Below are 15,315 nucleotides of genomic sequence, written 5' to 3'. Positions count from 1 at the left end.
AAGACCGGGTGCGCGCCGCACCCGCGGTCTCGTGTGCAATTATGCGCAAAAAACACGCACACGAGCATACAGGTTCGGCGGAAACACTCCGGCCTTCCCTGCGCAATGGCTTTACGGCTTATAACGTGCTCTCCCCGGCGAACGGCTCTTTTGCCACCGTCGCCCCCGAGAAGCTTGGCTTGAAGCTTCGCTTCTCCTGGGAACTTAATGCCAGCACCGCGACATCAGGACCACACGACTTCACCGTACGCGTCCGGCGCACAACGTCATCAGCGCCATCTGCGTCCATCGCATCCCACCGCGCGTTCGTGACGTTCGCGAGCGCCCCTCATCCTGCGGTGAGACGAGCGGAGTTATGCCGCTGATTTGGCTCGGAACGAAAGCGGAATATTTTTGATTCGGGGACTTGACATGATTTCTGAAAATCAGAAGTGATTTGCCCTCGGGGGCAGTCACAGACAAGGTCACGGGTGTCGTAGGAAAATTACGGTGACAGTGCACTTAATCTGCCGCAAGTGCAATTGAGTGCACTGTCACCGTATAGGTACCGGTCGGATGCTCACAGATGCTTCTCGATGACGAACGCGATCGCGATGAGCGCAGCCGTGAACAGCCCGTGCGGCCAACCAGTCACGGCCACGGCGACCGCGCCCAAGATAATGGTAATGACGGCAGCGCGAACGATCGCCCGCCGCTGTTCAGCGTCCATTCTCGTCCCCTTCAATAGGAGAAGATCTGGACTAAGTCTGGCACACGCAAATCCATCTTCCGATCCCCAATAGTTCAGCTCCGCCGTTCTGGTCGCGACGTTGCTCCAGCGCAGAACGCACAGCTCGGCGAACTGGAATCGCTGGAAACGCGCTGACGCATCGACCACGGAATGGAGGCGCGGATAAATGCCCGCACTTGCCGCGGCGCCAGCACTATCTAATCCGCGATCGCGCGGGAGTAGCAAGCAGCCCGCATGAGCGCAGCGATATGCGCGACAAACTACAACCCCGGATGTCGCTGCGCTCATCCGGACGCTTGCTCATCGGGCTTTCATCGCCGCGCAGAACTGTTCGGTGACCGCCGTCGTTTCCTCGGTGACGTTCCAGCCGTTCGTCTCGGCGTTTTCCTTGGCCAACTTTTGCTCGGTCTGAAGCATCTTTTTGATGAGCGCGTACGGTTTCCAGTCGGCCTTGGACAGCTTGACAGGGGGCGCACCGCAGACGTTGTGGGCGATCGCTTTCTGCACACTAGTGCTGACATCGCTCATCTGGCCCTCGACCACAGCGGTGAAGCGCGCCTTGGCGTACTGGCTGTTGGCCGCGATGAAGTCCCTGCAGAAGGCGACCCGCTGACCTCCGTCGCGGGCCTTGATGTAGGCCGTCTGTGTTTCGTAATGGACGCGGTAGGCGAGTTTGTTGGCGTTCGGGTCGAATTTCGCCGCTTCGAGCATGGCACGGTGGTCACGCAAGGTGGCGTCATTGATCCTGATGTCACATACTTTGGCGAGGGAGACGACCGGAACGTAGGCCCGCACCTTGGCTTCCAAGGTATCGTTGGCGTGCGCAACTGGTGCGAGCAGGCTGACGGCGATTGCGAATGCAGCGAGGCAGCGTTTCATTGTTGACGCCCTCCACAAGCGGTTCGTGAGCGCGGTGGCCCAGCCGAGGAGTGTCCAGCCCAAGGGGAATTCCTTGGGCGGCCGTCAAGCGCCCCATCTTGATCTGGATCATGCCGCTCCGCATCCGAACCGGAACTACGGTGTCCAGTGCATTTAATGCACCACGCCAGACAACCTTCGGTTGGATTGAGTGCACTGTACCATAATTGTCGTTGAATTTACCATGATAGCTTGCCAGACCCGCAGCCGATGATCTTTGCCAGGAGGAACCCCGCGATGACCATCACCATCACCGCCTTTGAACGTTCGCCTGACGGCGGCAAGGGGCTGGCGCGTGACACGCGCGTTCGCTGGGCGCTTGAAGAAGTGGGCCAACCTTACGAGGTTCGCCTTGTTTCGTTCCGTGCGATGAAGGAGCCGGCGCATCTGGCGCTTCATCCCTTCGGCCAGATTCCGACTTATGAAGAAGGCGATCTCGCCCTGTTCGAGACAGGGGCGATCGTCCTCCATATCGCCGAGCGCCATGCGGGCCTGCTGCCGGACGATGCCAATGCGCGGGCGCGCGCGATCACATGGATGTTCGCCGCGGTCAACACGGTGGAGCCGCCGATCCTTGAACTTGCAACCGCCAGGCTCCTTGAGGGCGACAAGCCCTGGAACAAGGAGCGCATGCCTCTTGTCGAGGATCGTGTACGCAGCCGGCTGAACCAACTTTCCGCTCGCCTGGGCGATGCCGACTGGCTCGACGGTGCATTCAGCGCGGGCGACCTGATGATGGTGTCGGTGCTGCTCAGGCTGAGATCATCGGGCATTCTGGACGAGTACCCAAACCTGGCAGCCTATCTCGCCCGCGGTGAATCACGGCCTGCCTACAAACGGGCTTTCGCAGCGCAATTGGCGGTCAACACCGGCAAGCCGCCGACCGGCTGATGAGGTCCGGCTCTGCGCTCGAAGTCGTCGTCTGAGTTTGTCGTGCTGAGCTTGGCTCGCACAGCGAGAACAGCAAGCTAAATGCATTCAATTGAAGCCTGCGGGTCGGGCTCACCGGAAAAGGCGCTATCGCGCGGTAGTCTCAAGGGTCCAGCACTGTCACCGCAATTCCCAGCCCTGTGAATAACCGGGACAAACGTCCCCAGCCTCGTATTGCTACCCTGCATTGTGTCACCGTGCGTCGCGGTCGCGAATCGGGCCGCGCATAAACTGATCCAGAAGGCGAGACATGACGCTTGCTGAAACCTTCGATCAACTCGATTGGGCGACAATTGCATCATACGTGGAGTTAAAGCAGGAGGAACATCTCCACTTGGATTTCAAAACCCTCAAAAACGCCGAGTTGACCAGTGGTGATGACCGACGAAATATTGCGCGATGCATTTCGGGCTTCGCAAACTCCAGCGGTGGAATCATAATTTGGGGAATCGATGCCCGGAAGAATAGCGATGGCATTGACTGCGCTACCGCCATTGTTGAGTTGCGAAAACCTGCCATCCTCGTTTCGCGTCTGAACGCTCTAAGCGGCGACGCCACATCTCCCATCATCGATGGTCTTCGGCACAAGCCGATTGACAATTCAACAAGCGGTGGCGGGGTGGTCGCCACCCTTGTACCGGAAACTGATGGCGGACCGTACATGGCGCTGCTAGGGGAGCAGCGGTACTACAAGCGAAGCGGTGATAGCTTCTACCAGATGGAGCACTTCGATCTTGAGGATATGTTCGGCAGGCGGCAGAAGCCAAATCTTGAAATTATCATAGAGCGGTTAAAAGTCGAAAATGGACTCGAGGACTACAGTATCTTAGTTAGCAACAATGGCCGCGCGGTTGCGCGTCACGCCGGATTTTTGATGACGCTACAAAACGTTGAGATCAAATACGTTAATGGTGCAGGCCTCAACAATCTTTCTCACATCAACGCCGGAAGATCGGTGGTCGGATGGAATAATGCAATCGGCGTCATTCATCCCAACGGCATCCGTGTAAATCTTGGATCGATAGGGGTAAGTCGAATTGCCCCGGAGAAGAGGATCCGGGCTGAAGTGACGCTCTATTGCGAGGGCGCGCGGGTTGTGAAGACCGCGATAGAGATCGAGCCGCTCGTGTAACTATCTGCGCAGCCGTCGAATGAAGTATGGAGAAATTCTGTGACGCTTGTTGCACGGATCATGTTGGGTGGAGCGCCATGTCTAATCGGGGACGCGCTTCTTTCAAGCCCCGATCTCGCAAATCCATACGTGACTGGAGCCGAATGCGAGTTGCCGCTTGTGGGGGAGATAAATAGCTTACTGGCGGCCAAGAAGCGTCCGTTTCGCACCAAGCTGTGTCAAAAGCTTCATGTTTTTGAGGGCCGCCTCGCAGTCGGATGGTCCGCGAACGATCACAGGCAAGCGGAGCGCGCTTTGAGAGTGCTTCGAGAGGTCGCGAAGAAGCCTAATGTCACAGGAGCTGATGTACAGGAAGAACTCTCGGCGATTGATCCGGATCAAATCAAAGACCTGAGTTTGGTTGGTAATCTGCTTCAAGCTGTCAACGGCGATGAGATTCGCTGTACGACCTTCGGCTGCAATATTATTGCCGAAAGCGTCGCGGGTTTCGGAGAAGTGCAAGCTGCCGGAAGTGGGGCGCGGACGTTCATAGGGATGCTGCAGCGGAGCGGACCACTTCCGTCAACGGCTAATGACGTTTCGGCTGTTCTGCCAGTTCTAGGCACACTCCTCAATTATGAGCTTTCGACAGCTCAATCTATCGAGGAGCGTTGGGGCGGAGCGTTCGAGACGGTGGGTTTCTCCCAGCGCACTGGACGACTAGAGAAGCTCGATAATGTTCTGCATACATTCTGGATGTGGCGAGATGACGGGACAATTGACTTTCAGCCGAGGTTTTACCTCGCTCGCTACTTCGATGATCTGTTAGTGCTGCGGTCAGCCGAATACGAGACCCACGGAAGCCCCGCTCACGGAAGAAACCCAATCAAGCGATTGAAATCGAATAAGGTTCGGCTGGTGCCATCGCTCTTGAAGGAAGTGATGGACGGGGATCTTGTGAAGATCGGTCACGTTGATTTTTCGTATGACTACATCTGCTGCCATGTCTGGTTTCGTGGCGCACAAGGTCGCGTGACCCCACGTGCGGCGATGGTTGTAGGCGGGCGGCGAGGTGGTCTGTATGACATAGATCTCTCGGTGGCGGAGAACGGATCACTTCACTTGAACGTGCCGAGCGATACCGTGAGGAACGTGTACGAAGAGGCGAAGCAAACTGCCGCGACCGGTTTTGACGTCGGGCTGAATTGCGCTGACAGTGCATTCAATTGACCCGTGCGGGTCGGGTCACCGTAATTCCGTTATTCAGGTGGTTGACCTTCACACCGGCTTCTAGCGCCGCGGCCTTAGTCTCGACGACGTTGCCGGTCCGAACGCCGTTGCCGAGCGAGGTGCCGGGCCGCTAGCGCGCATAGGGACCAACGGACGCCTTCTTGCCGATCGAGATTTGCACAGTGCGTCTCAAAAAACAGTCGCGCTCTGCCGGTGTGCAAGGTACGCCCTCCCCGCAAACGTGCGAGGCTTCGGTTCCAACGGAACGAGTGCGCGCCCGTACTCTTCCGGATAGACGGTCCCGAAATCCGTATCAGAATAGCCGCATTGCAGCGGCGCGGTATTAGTTCACCTAGTATTTGCGTTTCGCCCGGCAGTCCGAAATGGCTGCCGGGCTTTTACATGGCCTAATCGTCGTCAGGCTTCTCCAGGGCCGCTTCCAATTCTGTGACGATGTCGTGCAGGAGCCCAATTGCAAGCGGGTCAGTGACCTCGCGCTCCATCACGCGGAAGCGCATCACCCGCTCTTGAAGCTCACGCTGTTCCCTGTCGTCGTCCATGACGCGCTCCGCACTTGAAGCATGACGCCGAACGAGATCGATGGTTGCAGGAACTTGAATAAATATTCATCAAGGTTAAGGCGGCCACGACGGCGCGATCGAGATCGGGCTTAGGAACGGCGTGCGTCTACGTGCACCGCGCCTCGACGCACTGCTGCCGTGGAACGGAAAAGGGGCTGCCGATACGCTGGCGACATGACCGCCGGTTCCATCGCCCGCCCGAAGATCGCCCTCGACGACGTCGGGCCGGCGGATCCACGACAGTTAGGTAAATTGCCACCGTAACTCCTGTCATCGTGACTCTGGAAGGAGGATAGCGAGATGACTGAGCGAATTTCGTTGGAGGGGAAGGTCGCGGTTGTGACTGGGGCAGGCCGCGGGCTGGGGCGGGCATACGTCGAACTTCTCGCCGAACGCGGTGCCCGGGTCGTGGTGAACGACCTGGGGACGGACGTATCGGGGTTCGGGAAGGACTCCACGATAGCGGAACAGGTGGCCGACCTCATTCGGTCACGTGGAGGCGACGCAATCGCTGATGACAGCGATGTTTCCACCCTTGAAGGTGGCAGTGACCTGATCGCGACGACCATCGAGCGTTTCGGAAGAATAGACCTTCTCGTGAACAACGCTGGTATCTGCGGAAGCCAGCTATTCGAGGCCGCCGCGCTCGAGGATTTCGATCACTATTGGCGCGTGCACCTCGGCGGGCCGGTTAACACGGTGAAGGCTGCCTGGCCGTATATGGTCGCACAGCGCTACGGGAAGATTATCCTCACGACGTCCGTCAGCGGCCTGTTCGGACTACGTGGCCAAGCCACCTATGCGGCGGCCAAGTGCGCGGTCGTCGGATTGATGCGCATTCTTGCACTAGAAGGTGCTGAGCACGGGATTCTCGTGAACACCATTTCGCCAATCGCATACACGAGGATGCACCCGGCCGCAGGATCGCGCTTGTCTGAAGCAGATGGACAAGCCGCCATGCCGGTTGAAGCTGTTGCGCCGGCGATTGTCTGGCTGGCAAGCGACAGGTGTTCGGAGACGAACCGCATCTACAACGTCGGAGTCGGAGCGATCCAGCGCATCGCTATCGTCATGGGACGTGGCTTCCACGATGCACATCTGACACCCGAGAGTATTGCCGAGAACTACGCAAAGGTGGAATCGATCGAGGGCTTCTCCGAACCGGGTCCGTTCGAGCCCGGCGGTACGTAGATTCAGACGTCAACCGAGGTGGCCGAGAGCGGAAAGCTTAACAAGCGCTGCGCTTAACCCTCTTTCTTAGCCTTCGCCCGCATCTTCATTTCGCGATAGCGCGCCGCGCCGCCCTCGCGGTTGCTTTGCGGGCTGCGCTCCACGGCCATCGCATCATCAGGCACGTCCTTGGTGATGACGGAGCCCGAGCCGATATAGGCGCCGTTGCCGATTTTGACCGGCGCGACCAGCGAGGAGTTGGTGCCGACGAAGGCGCCCTCGCCGATCAGCGTCTTGTGCTTGAAGAAGCCGTCGTAGTTGCAGGTGATGGTGCCGGCGCCGAGGTTGGAATTGGCGCCGATATGGGCGTCGCCGACATAGGAGAGGTGGTTGACCTTGACGCCGGCCTCCAGCGTCGCGGCCTTGGTCTCGACGAAGTTGCCGATCCGAACGCCGTCGCCGAGCGAAGTGCCCGGGCGCAAGCGCGCATAGGGACCGATGGACGCCTTCTTGCCGATCGAGGTCTGCACGATGTGCGAGAACGAATGGATCACCGCGCCGTCGGCGATGGTGACGCCGGGGCCGATCACGACGAACGGCTCGATGGTGACGTCGCTGCCGAACTTGGTGTCGGCCGCGAGATAGACCGTCTCGGGCGCGATCAGCGTCACGCCGGCGTCGAGCGCGGCCTGGCGCAGCCGCGCCTGCAGCACCGCTTCGGCCTCCGCGAGCTGGGCCTTGTTGTTGATGCCGCGCACTTCGTCTTCGCTGGTTTCGATCACGACGGCCTCCAATCCCATTTCCCTGACGATGGTGACGGCATCGACCAGATAATATTCGCCCTTGCTGTTGGCATTGCCGATCCGGTCGAGGATTTCGAGCGCGCGGCGGCCGTCGAACGCCATCACGCCGGCATTGCACAGCGTGACCTTGCGCTCTTCATCTGTCGCGTCGGCGTGTTCGCGGATCGCCATCAGCCGATCGCCCTGAAGCAGCAACCGGCCGTAACCGGTCGGATCGGCGGCGCGGAAGCCGAGCACCGCGAGCGCCGCGCCTTTTTGCAGCGGCGCGCGCAGCCGGGCGAAGGTCTCTTGCGAAATCAGCGGCGTGTCGCCGAACGCCACCAGCAGATCATCGGCGCCGCGCGCGATCGCCTCGCGGGCGGCCAAGACGGCATGCGCGGTGCCGAGCCGCTCGGCCTGAACGAAGGTCGCAGCATCCGCGCGGACGCGCTTGACCTCCCCAGCGACCGCCTTGTGGTCCGGCCCAATCACGACCGCAAGCGAGGCGCCCGCGCCGTGCGGGGCCGCATCCAGCACATGCGCCAGCAGCGACTGGCCGGCGACCTGGTGCAGCACTTTCGGCAGCGAGGATCGCATGCGCGTGCCCTCGCCGGCCGCAAGCACGACTGTCAGACTGGATCGAGCGGTCATTCTGGTCCTCGGGCGAACAGGGTTGCGCGGGCCGTCTTTAATTGTTTTCCCCCGGAGATCAAACCGATTCGCCGCCCCGAAAACGTCCGGATTCAGGTGGGCGTCGCTTTTCCTGTTAATGTTTGCCCTGTGATTCGGCAGGCCTCGAGGAGGGCCAAGGGCGTTTGGCCAGGAAAACCGACCATCTCGCAGACTTCGAGGCGGATGACTCCGGCGGCGTGCTGAGCAACCTGTTCGCCGACGAGGATCAGTTCGACCGCCGCGCGCTGTGGCGGATCGGATCCTGGGGCGTCGGCGCGACGGCTGCAGTGATTCTGGCCGTCATGGCCAACCAATCATCCCTTGGATTGAAGCGCGAACAGGTCGCCGCCGCAGATCACACCCGGCAGGCACAGCAAATTCAGCTCGTGGCGAGGGAAACCCAGAATGAGGCACGGCGGCTCGCCGCCGCCATCGATACGCTCAACGGCGATCGCGACCGGCTGTATTCCCGTGTCACCAGCCTGGAACAGGGGCTCGAATCCGTCACCGGCGCCGTCGCCCGCCAGGGTTCCGCGCAGGCTTCGCCGCCGGCTGCAAATGCGGAACCGCAAGCCGCCCACAAGCCGCCATCGCCAAGCGTTGCGCCGGTAGCGACCGCCCCGGTCGCTGACAAGGCCACCGCCGAGCCTGCCCCGTCGACGGTTTCGCACGCGGCAAAGACCGACGCAGCCAAAGCGGAGAGCACCAAGCTGGAAACGGCCAAGGCTGAGATGGCAAAGGCCGACGCCGTCACGCTGGAGCCCGCCAAGCCGGAGCCCGCAAAACCTTCGCCCGCTACGCCACTGATGGCCGCGCAGTCGATAATGGCTGCTCCTGACCCCGCCGCCGCCGAACTGATCGAGCTGGGCAAAGGGCCGAACCCGGTGATCGCAAGCCCGATCCCGGATGTCGTCGCGTCGGCGCCATCAGACGCGGAGGCGGATGACGCCGCCGCGCCTAAAATCTCCCTGCAGCGGACCGAGTTCGGGGTCGATCTCGGCAGCGCCAACTCGGTGAACGGCCTGCGCGCGTTGTGGCGCGGATTGCTCAAATCCAGATCGAACGCGCCGCTGACGGCACTGCGCCCGATCATCGTCGTGAAGGAAGGCACCAACGGCCTCGGCATGCAGCTTCGCCTGGTCGCCGGTCCACTGAACGATGCCGGCGCCGCTGCCAGGATCTGCGCCATCCTGGCCGAAAACAACCGTCCTTGCGAGACCGCGATCTTCGATGGCCAGCGGCTGTCGTTGAACGATCCGCCGCCCACTGCCGCCAAGCCTGGCCCGCGCCGGCGCAGTATCGCCAAGCAGTCGGCGGCGACAGTCGTTGAGGAAGTGGCGAAGAAGCCGGAGCCGCCGCCGGAGCCGACGCAGACGACATTTTCGTCCATCTTCGGCAAGAAAAATTCACAATAGGCTTTTGGCTACAGGGCGTTATGCCGAAATTCTGACCTGCATTCTCGCTTGCCTGCGAACGCTTGTCCCGACCGCCAATCCCGACCATATTGCGCCGATGAAAAAATCCCCGTTCCGGCTCACGCCCTATCAAGTTCAATTTCTGTTGGTGGTCGGCTTCTTCACCGTCGGCTACGCGCTCTATCTGCGCTACCTCGCGATCGAGTTCTCGACCGTCGCGCTGGCCTGCGACGCCGGCCTGCAGACCATGCTGTGCAAGTCGCGGACGCTCGCCACCTACCTGTTCAAGAATTCGGTATTCGGCATCACCGCGCTTGTGATCGCGACGCTTCACGTCATGCGGCCGTCGATCGTGCTGCTGACCGGCGGCTTGATCGCGGCGGGATTCGGGATCGTGCTCTACAATATCGCGCTGTCGGGAATTGCGATCGGCCTGCTCATTTTGGGATTTGCACGGCCCGCGCCCGCCACAGCGTGAGCGCCAGCAAGAGATAGATCGCGCACGTCCACATCGACTGCCAATTCTGATTGCCTTCGTTGATGCCGGTGAACAGCGCGGCCGCGACCAGCAAGCCGGCAAAAGCGGATTCGGCAATCGGGCGAACGCCCTCTTTCGGCCGGTTCAGCAGCATCAGCGCCGCGAACGGCACCACCGCCATGGTCAGCGAAGCGAACGGGAAATCGCGGTAGCGCGGATCGAACGTAAAGCCGAGCGCGGTTTGCGCCGCAATCAGCGTGGTGACGATAAGCACGAATCCCAACAGCGCCGTCAGCACCGACTTGGTCCGGCCCTCGCGCGGCCCGAGCAGTTCGAGCAAGGTCGGCAGCGACCGCCCCGACATCGCGGCGTTCGCGCACAGCATCGGCGAGGCAATGGCGGCTGCCAGCAGCGCGCCCCATTGCAGCCAGCCGCCTGCGCCGTAGCTCTCGTAAAACATCTTGTCCGCGGCGACCCCGAGCAGCATGCCGGCGGTCGTCGCCGATGTCCCGACCGCAATCCAGGCAGCCAACCCGGGCTTCCACGGCCGGCGCCGCAGCGTCAGCCAGCCCGCAAGGAAGACGAAGGCGCTGAGCGCCATCCCGCCTCCCATCTGCAGTTTCCAGAACGGATAATTGCTGATCGGCTCGCCGGGCGGATATTTCACCGCCCGCTGCGCGTCGTTGATCATGCCCCAATAGCCGCCGACGGTGCCTTCGAGCTGCCGCTTCCACGGCTGGTCGTAGGCCTCGATCAGGTTGACCCGAAACTTTTCGCGCTTGGCGAGATCGAGGATTTCCGACACCACGCGCGCCTGGTTGGTGCGCGACGGCAGCGCGCCTTCGCGCATCCGCCCCGCGCTCGGCCAGCCGGTTTCGCCGATCAGGATTTCCTTAGCTGGAAATGCCACCGCCATCCGCTTGCGAATATCGTCGACATGGCCGGCAGCGTGTTTCGCGCGCACCGGCATGTCTTCCCAGTACGGCAGGATGTGGATCGTGACGAAGTCGACCGCGTCGTAGATTTCGCGGTTGCGCAGCCAGAACTCCCAGACGTCGGCATAGGTGACGGGCACGGTGACCCGCGACTTCACCGAGCGGATGTGGGCTGCGAGATCCGATGTCGTCATCTCGCCGCGCAGCAGCACCTCGTTGCCGACCACCAGTGCGGTGATCGTGTCCGGGTGTTCCTTGGTCAGTTCGATCGCAACCGAAATCTGGGCAAGATTCTTGATTCGGTTGCTCGAGAGCCAGATCCCCTGGATCACCTTCAGTCCGACCTTGGCGGCCAGTGCCGGAACCTGGTCGAGCCCGTTCTCGATCGAATAGGTCCGCACGCATTCGGTGATCTTGGCAAGCTGCGCCAGATCCTCCGCGATCTGTTCAGGAAGGATCTGCGTGGTCGGGATCAGGGGTGTCTGCGCGCCGCGGAACGGTGCGTACGACACGCATTGCAGCTTGGCGTTGGGATCGATCGGCGCGCGCGCGAGCGTAATCGGCGTGGCGAGCCACCACCACAGAGCCGCGATCATACCAAGCGATGAAAGGAGAAGCGCCAGCGGCGTACGAAGAGAAATCGGTTCCATCCTCCGGGCGGGGACCGTCGATTACCCGTTCATCGGCGTTCTGCCAAGATGCACGATGGCCCTATTCGCCGGGGTCCCTGCGGCAGTTTTACCAGCGTCCATGATAAAGTTGTGACTTTGCTGGACAAAATCTGAAATAACCGTCATGTGAATCGCCGGATGTTTCCGCCGCATTGGGGACCTATTTGGGCGGCAACAAGCCAGAACACCACACCAGCCGCTCGCGGCAGGAAATTGATCGGGGAATGTATGCGTCGACGGTTGCTTGATCCAAGAGTTGCGGTTTTGAGGCGCTTCGCCGCTGCCGGCCTGGCCCTCCTGATCGGATCGGGCGGGGCGTTTGCCCAGAGCGGCAGCCCGACCCCGCAGGATCAAGGCAAGGCGCCGGCCAGTGCCGCCGACGTCAACAAGGACAACCAGCGCAAGGCCGACGAATTCGTCGAGGCAGCCCAGGCAATCAACGGCCCGGCCGGAAATCCCGAATGTGTCTGGCTCGGCCGCCGGGTGGTTCGCCTGATGTGGCGAGACGACCTGGATACCGCGTTCCGGCACCTCGATCTCTATGACCGGTTCGGCTGCCCCGGCGGGCATGTCCAGGCCACCTTCCGCTGCCTGACCCGTTTTGGCGGCCAGATCGATCCCAAGGTGGCGGAAACGCTCGACAGCCGCATCCACGTCTGCTGGATCAATCCGGGCGCCCAGCCGCAGGCTGCAGCAGCCAGCCCGGCGCCTGCGACCGCCGGCAATGCGACGCCTGCGCCGGCCGCTTCGCCCTCGCCGGCCCCCAGCCCCGCGCCTGCCCCGCCCGCGAAATAGACGTCCGGCATTCAGGATACGTTCAGCGGAACGATCCTATTTGTCCGGCGTTTGGATTGGTCACGCCCTTAAAGCGCCGTCCTTAAAAAAGTCATGGCGTCATACCAGTTGTGAAAACGCGGGGCAGGACTATCCTAATGACGCCGTCGTCTCGGTCGAACCTAGGGGACAGGTTCGCTTCCTATAAATTGCAGCCCCGTATGGTTTAGTCACCGATGCGCGCCATCGTTGCCGTTCTGCTGTTTGTGACCGCAGCTCACGCCGGGCTGTGGGGCCTATTCCAGGAAAAGCAACCGGCGCCCGATTTCAGAGGCATTTTACCCAGCGTCTCCTATGCGCCGTTCGAGGGTTCGGCGCATCCCGACGTCGACAACATTCCGCAGATCGAAAAGATTCGCGCCGACCTGAAGAAGCTCTCGACGATCACGCGCGCGATTCGTCTCTACTCCTCGACCGGTGGCGTTGAACTGGTGCCGCCGATCGCTGCCGAATTCGGCCTCAAGGTCACCGTCGGCGCCTGGATCGACAAGAATTCCGATCGCAACAAGCGCGAGATCGAGGCGGCGATCAACCTCGCCAAGCGCAACAGCAACGTCAACGGGATAGTCGTTGGCAACGAAACGATTTTCCGCGGCGAGCAGAAGATCGACGACCTGGTCGAGCTGATCAAGCAGGTCAAGAAATCCGTCAACGTTCCCGTGACGACCGGCGAGATCTGGAACATCTGGCGCGACAATCCCGAGCTCGCGTCATCAGTCGATTTCATCGCCGCGCACGTGCTGCCCTATTGGGAAAACTTCACCTCCAAGCAGGCCGTCGATCAGGCGGTGGCTATGTTCCAACTGCTGCGTGACCAGTTTCCCGGCAAACGGATCGTCATCGCCGAGTTCGGCTGGCCGAGCGCCGGATACAATTTGAGGAACGCCGAGCCCGGCCCGTTCGAACAGGCCTCGGTGCTGCGCAATTTCGTCACCCGCGCCGAAGCCATCGGCATCGACTACAACATCGTCGAGGCGATCGATCAGCCCTGGAAATTCTTCGAAGGCGGCGTCGGCCCCTATTGGGGTATCCTCGATGCCAATCGCGAACCGAAATTCGCGTGGACCGGCCCGATCGTGAACGAGAATTACTGGAAGCTCGCCGCGATCGCGCTGCTGATGGGCATCCTGATGTCGCTGCCGATCCTGCGGCTCGAGCAGCCGACAATCATGCAGGCGCTGCTGCTTTCAGCGGCAGCGAACGGCGTCGGCGCCTGGGTTTCCACCGTGTTCGCCTACTGGGCCGGGCATTATTTCGTGTTCGGCTCGGCCTTTGCGCTGACGCTTGGCCTGATCCTGCTGGTTCCGCTGATCCTGATCGCGATGGCGCGCATCGACGAAATCGCGGCGATTGCCTTCGGCCGCGGTCCGCGCCGGCTGATTACCAAGAGCGCGCCGTTAGCGCCCGCCACCATCGGCGAGAACGTCGCTTTCCCGAAGGTTTCGATTCACATCCCCGCTTACTTCGAGCCGGTCGAGATGCTGAAGCAGACGCTGGATGCGGTGTCGCGGCTCGACTACCCGAATTTCGAATGCGTCTGCATCATCAACAACACGCCCGACCCGGAATTCTGGCGGCCGATCCAGGATCACTGCCGTGCGCTCGGCGAACGCTTCAAGTTCATCAACGCCGAGAAAGTGCAGGGCTTCAAGGCCGGCGCGCTTCGCATCGCCATGGAGCGCACCGCGGCGGATGCCGAGATCATCGGCATCATCGACGCCGACTATGTCGTGCATCCGGACTGGCTGAAAGATCTCGTGCCTGTTTTCGCCGACCCGCGCGTCGGCCTGGTGCAGGCGCCGCAGGAGCATCGCGACGGCGACCGCTCGCTGATGCACTACATCATGAACGGCGAATATGCCGGGTTCTTCGACATCGGCATGGTCCAGCGCAACGAGTTCAACTCGATCATCGTGCACGGCACGATGTGCCTGATCCGGCGCTCCGCGATGGATATGGCCGGAGGCTGGTCCAGCGACACCATCTGCGAGGACACCGATCTCGGCCTGACCATCCAGCAGCAGGGCTGGCTGACGCACTACACCAACGTCCGCTATGGCGAAGGCCTCCTGCCCGACACCTATGAGGCGTTCAAGAAGCAGCGTCACCGCTGGGCCTATGGCGGCTTCCAGATCGTCAAGAAGCACTGGCGGCGTTTCCTGCCCGGCGCCAGCCGGCTGACGCCGGACCAGCGCCGCGAATTCTCGCTGGGTTGGCTGAACTGGCTCGGCGCCGAAAGCCTGGGCGTCGTCGTGGCGATCCTCAACCTGATCTGGGTGCCGATCGTGGCGTTTGCCGACATCGCGATTCCCGACAAGATCCTGACGCTGCCGATCATCGCCTCCTTCGCCGTCTCGCTGATCCATTTCGTCGCGCTCTACCGCCTGCGGGTGAAGATCAAGGCCGGCCAGATGCTGGGCGCCATGATCGCGGCAATGAGCGTGCAGTGGACGGTGTCGCGCGCGGTGGCGCAGGGCCTGATCACCGAGCATCTCGCCTTTGCCCGCACCTCCAAGGGCGGTCTGTCGCGGATGTCGATCGAATTCCAGGCGTTCTGGGAGGCCGTGATCGGGGTGCTGCTGCTGATCGGGGCCGCCGTCCTGGTCGTCACCAACGGCTACAAGGAGGTGCGCGAGATCTACATCTTTGCCGGCGTGCTGGTGCTGCAAAGCCTGCCGTTCCTCGCGGCGGTTGCAATCGCAGTACTGGAAAACTCCCGGATCAATTCCTTCGCCTTCTGGCGTAACAGCGCGGTGCGGACGGCGGAACTGATCGGGCTGCGCCCGGTCACCTTGCCGACGGTCAACACCCAGTCCCAGCCGGTCGCCTCCGAGATTCGCCGTGAGGTCAACTAACAC

13 protein-coding genes and 1 pseudogene are annotated in these 15,315 nt (G+C 61.4%); 8 read left to right on the top strand and 6 right to left on the bottom strand.

All coding sequences use genetic code 11. The features are described 5' to 3' along the window. Positions 1 to 559: 559 nt before the first annotated feature. Both V1292_RS25085 and V1292_RS25080 read right to left on the bottom strand, forming a co-directional pair. Positions 560 to 709, bottom strand: a complete 150-nt coding sequence (locus V1292_RS25085) for a hypothetical protein (RefSeq protein ID WP_334375306.1) — start codon at positions 707 to 709, stop codon at positions 560 to 562. A gap of 321 nt (positions 710 to 1,030) precedes the next feature. Next, on the bottom strand, positions 1,031 to 1,609 hold the full coding sequence (locus V1292_RS25080; protein ID WP_334375305.1) for a hypothetical protein: 579 nt from the start codon (positions 1,607 to 1,609) through the stop codon (positions 1,031 to 1,033). A gap of 276 nt (positions 1,610 to 1,885) precedes the next feature. On the opposite strand from V1292_RS25080, the gene V1292_RS25075 reads away from it, so the two are divergent. From V1292_RS25075 to V1292_RS25065, 3 genes are all read left to right on the top strand, one after another. Continuing rightward, positions 1,886 to 2,539 (top strand): glutathione S-transferase family protein, encoded by a 654-nt coding sequence (locus tag V1292_RS25075; RefSeq protein ID WP_334375304.1) that lies wholly within the window; start codon positions 1,886 to 1,888, stop codon positions 2,537 to 2,539. A gap of 289 nt (positions 2,540 to 2,828) precedes the next feature. Then, positions 2,829 to 3,710: an AlbA family DNA-binding domain-containing protein gene (locus V1292_RS25070; RefSeq protein WP_334375303.1), complete on the top strand. Its 882-nt coding sequence runs from the start codon at positions 2,829 to 2,831 to the stop codon at positions 3,708 to 3,710. 39 nt (positions 3,711 to 3,749) lie between these two features. Further along, a complete protein-coding gene (locus V1292_RS25065; RefSeq protein WP_334375302.1) occupies positions 3,750 to 4,919 on the top strand; it encodes a hypothetical protein in 1,170 nt (389 codons plus the stop codon). A 31-nt stretch (positions 4,920 to 4,950) separates the two neighbouring features. On the opposite strand, the pseudogene glmU (V1292_RS25060) reads toward V1292_RS25065, so the two are convergent. Both glmU (V1292_RS25060) and V1292_RS25055 read right to left on the bottom strand, forming a co-directional pair. Next, a pseudogene (glmU, locus tag V1292_RS25060) lies at positions 4,951 to 5,097 on the bottom strand (bifunctional UDP-N-acetylglucosamine diphosphorylase/glucosamine-1-phosphate N-acetyltransferase GlmU); the annotation flags it as partial. Between the two features lie 229 nt (positions 5,098 to 5,326). After that, the gene (locus tag V1292_RS25055) at positions 5,327 to 5,479 is read right to left on the bottom strand and encodes a hypothetical protein (RefSeq protein ID WP_334375301.1); all 153 of its coding nucleotides are present in this window, start codon (positions 5,477 to 5,479) and stop codon (positions 5,327 to 5,329) included. Between the two features lie 321 nt (positions 5,480 to 5,800). Here V1292_RS25055 and V1292_RS25050 point away from each other — a divergent pair, with 321 nt between their 5' ends. Next, positions 5,801 to 6,691 (top strand): SDR family NAD(P)-dependent oxidoreductase, encoded by an 891-nt coding sequence (locus V1292_RS25050; RefSeq protein ID WP_334375299.1) that lies wholly within the window; start codon positions 5,801 to 5,803, stop codon positions 6,689 to 6,691. A 53-nt stretch (positions 6,692 to 6,744) separates the two neighbouring features. Here the strand turns inward: V1292_RS25050 and glmU (V1292_RS25045) are convergent, their stop codons facing one another. After that, positions 6,745 to 8,103 carry a bifunctional UDP-N-acetylglucosamine diphosphorylase/glucosamine-1-phosphate N-acetyltransferase GlmU gene (gene glmU / locus V1292_RS25045; RefSeq protein WP_334375298.1) on the bottom strand — a complete coding sequence of 453 codons (1,359 nt, stop codon included), beginning with the start codon at positions 8,101 to 8,103 and terminating at the stop codon, positions 6,745 to 6,747. Positions 8,104 to 8,267: 164 nt separating this feature from the next. On the opposite strand from glmU (V1292_RS25045), the gene V1292_RS25040 reads away from it, so the two are divergent. Then, a complete protein-coding gene (locus tag V1292_RS25040) occupies positions 8,268 to 9,539 on the top strand; it encodes a hypothetical protein (protein WP_334375297.1) in 1,272 nt (423 codons plus the stop codon). Between the two features lie 97 nt (positions 9,540 to 9,636). After that, positions 9,637 to 10,017 carry a hypothetical protein gene (locus V1292_RS25035; RefSeq protein ID WP_334377156.1) on the top strand — a complete coding sequence of 127 codons (381 nt, stop codon included), beginning with the start codon at positions 9,637 to 9,639 and terminating at the stop codon, positions 10,015 to 10,017. On the opposite strand, the gene V1292_RS25030 is transcribed toward V1292_RS25035, so the two are convergent. Beyond that, complete coding sequence (locus tag V1292_RS25030; RefSeq protein WP_334375295.1) at positions 9,977 to 11,602, bottom strand: glycoside hydrolase family 17 protein; 1,626 nt, start codon at positions 11,600 to 11,602, stop codon at positions 9,977 to 9,979. The two genes, V1292_RS25035 and V1292_RS25030, sit on opposite strands and share 41 nt — an antisense overlap. 249 nt (positions 11,603 to 11,851) lie before the next feature. On the opposite strand from V1292_RS25030, the gene V1292_RS25025 reads away from it, so the two are divergent. Then, positions 11,852 to 12,418 carry a beta-1-3, beta-1-6-glucan biosynthesis protein gene (locus V1292_RS25025; protein WP_334375294.1) on the top strand — a complete coding sequence of 189 codons (567 nt, stop codon included), beginning with the start codon at positions 11,852 to 11,854 and terminating at the stop codon, positions 12,416 to 12,418. Between the two features lie 215 nt (positions 12,419 to 12,633). Continuing rightward, entirely contained in the window at positions 12,634 to 15,312 is a 2,679-nt protein-coding gene (locus tag V1292_RS25020; protein WP_334375293.1) for a glycosyltransferase, read from the top strand. Positions 15,313 to 15,315: the final 3 nt, after the last annotated feature.

It is taken from the genome of Bradyrhizobium sp. AZCC 1719 (assembly GCF_036924525.1).
Taxonomy (GTDB): Bacteria; Pseudomonadota; Alphaproteobacteria; order Rhizobiales; family Xanthobacteraceae; genus Bradyrhizobium.
Note: the sequence above shows the minus strand (reverse complement) of the source record. Positions and strands in the feature narration are given on the sequence as shown.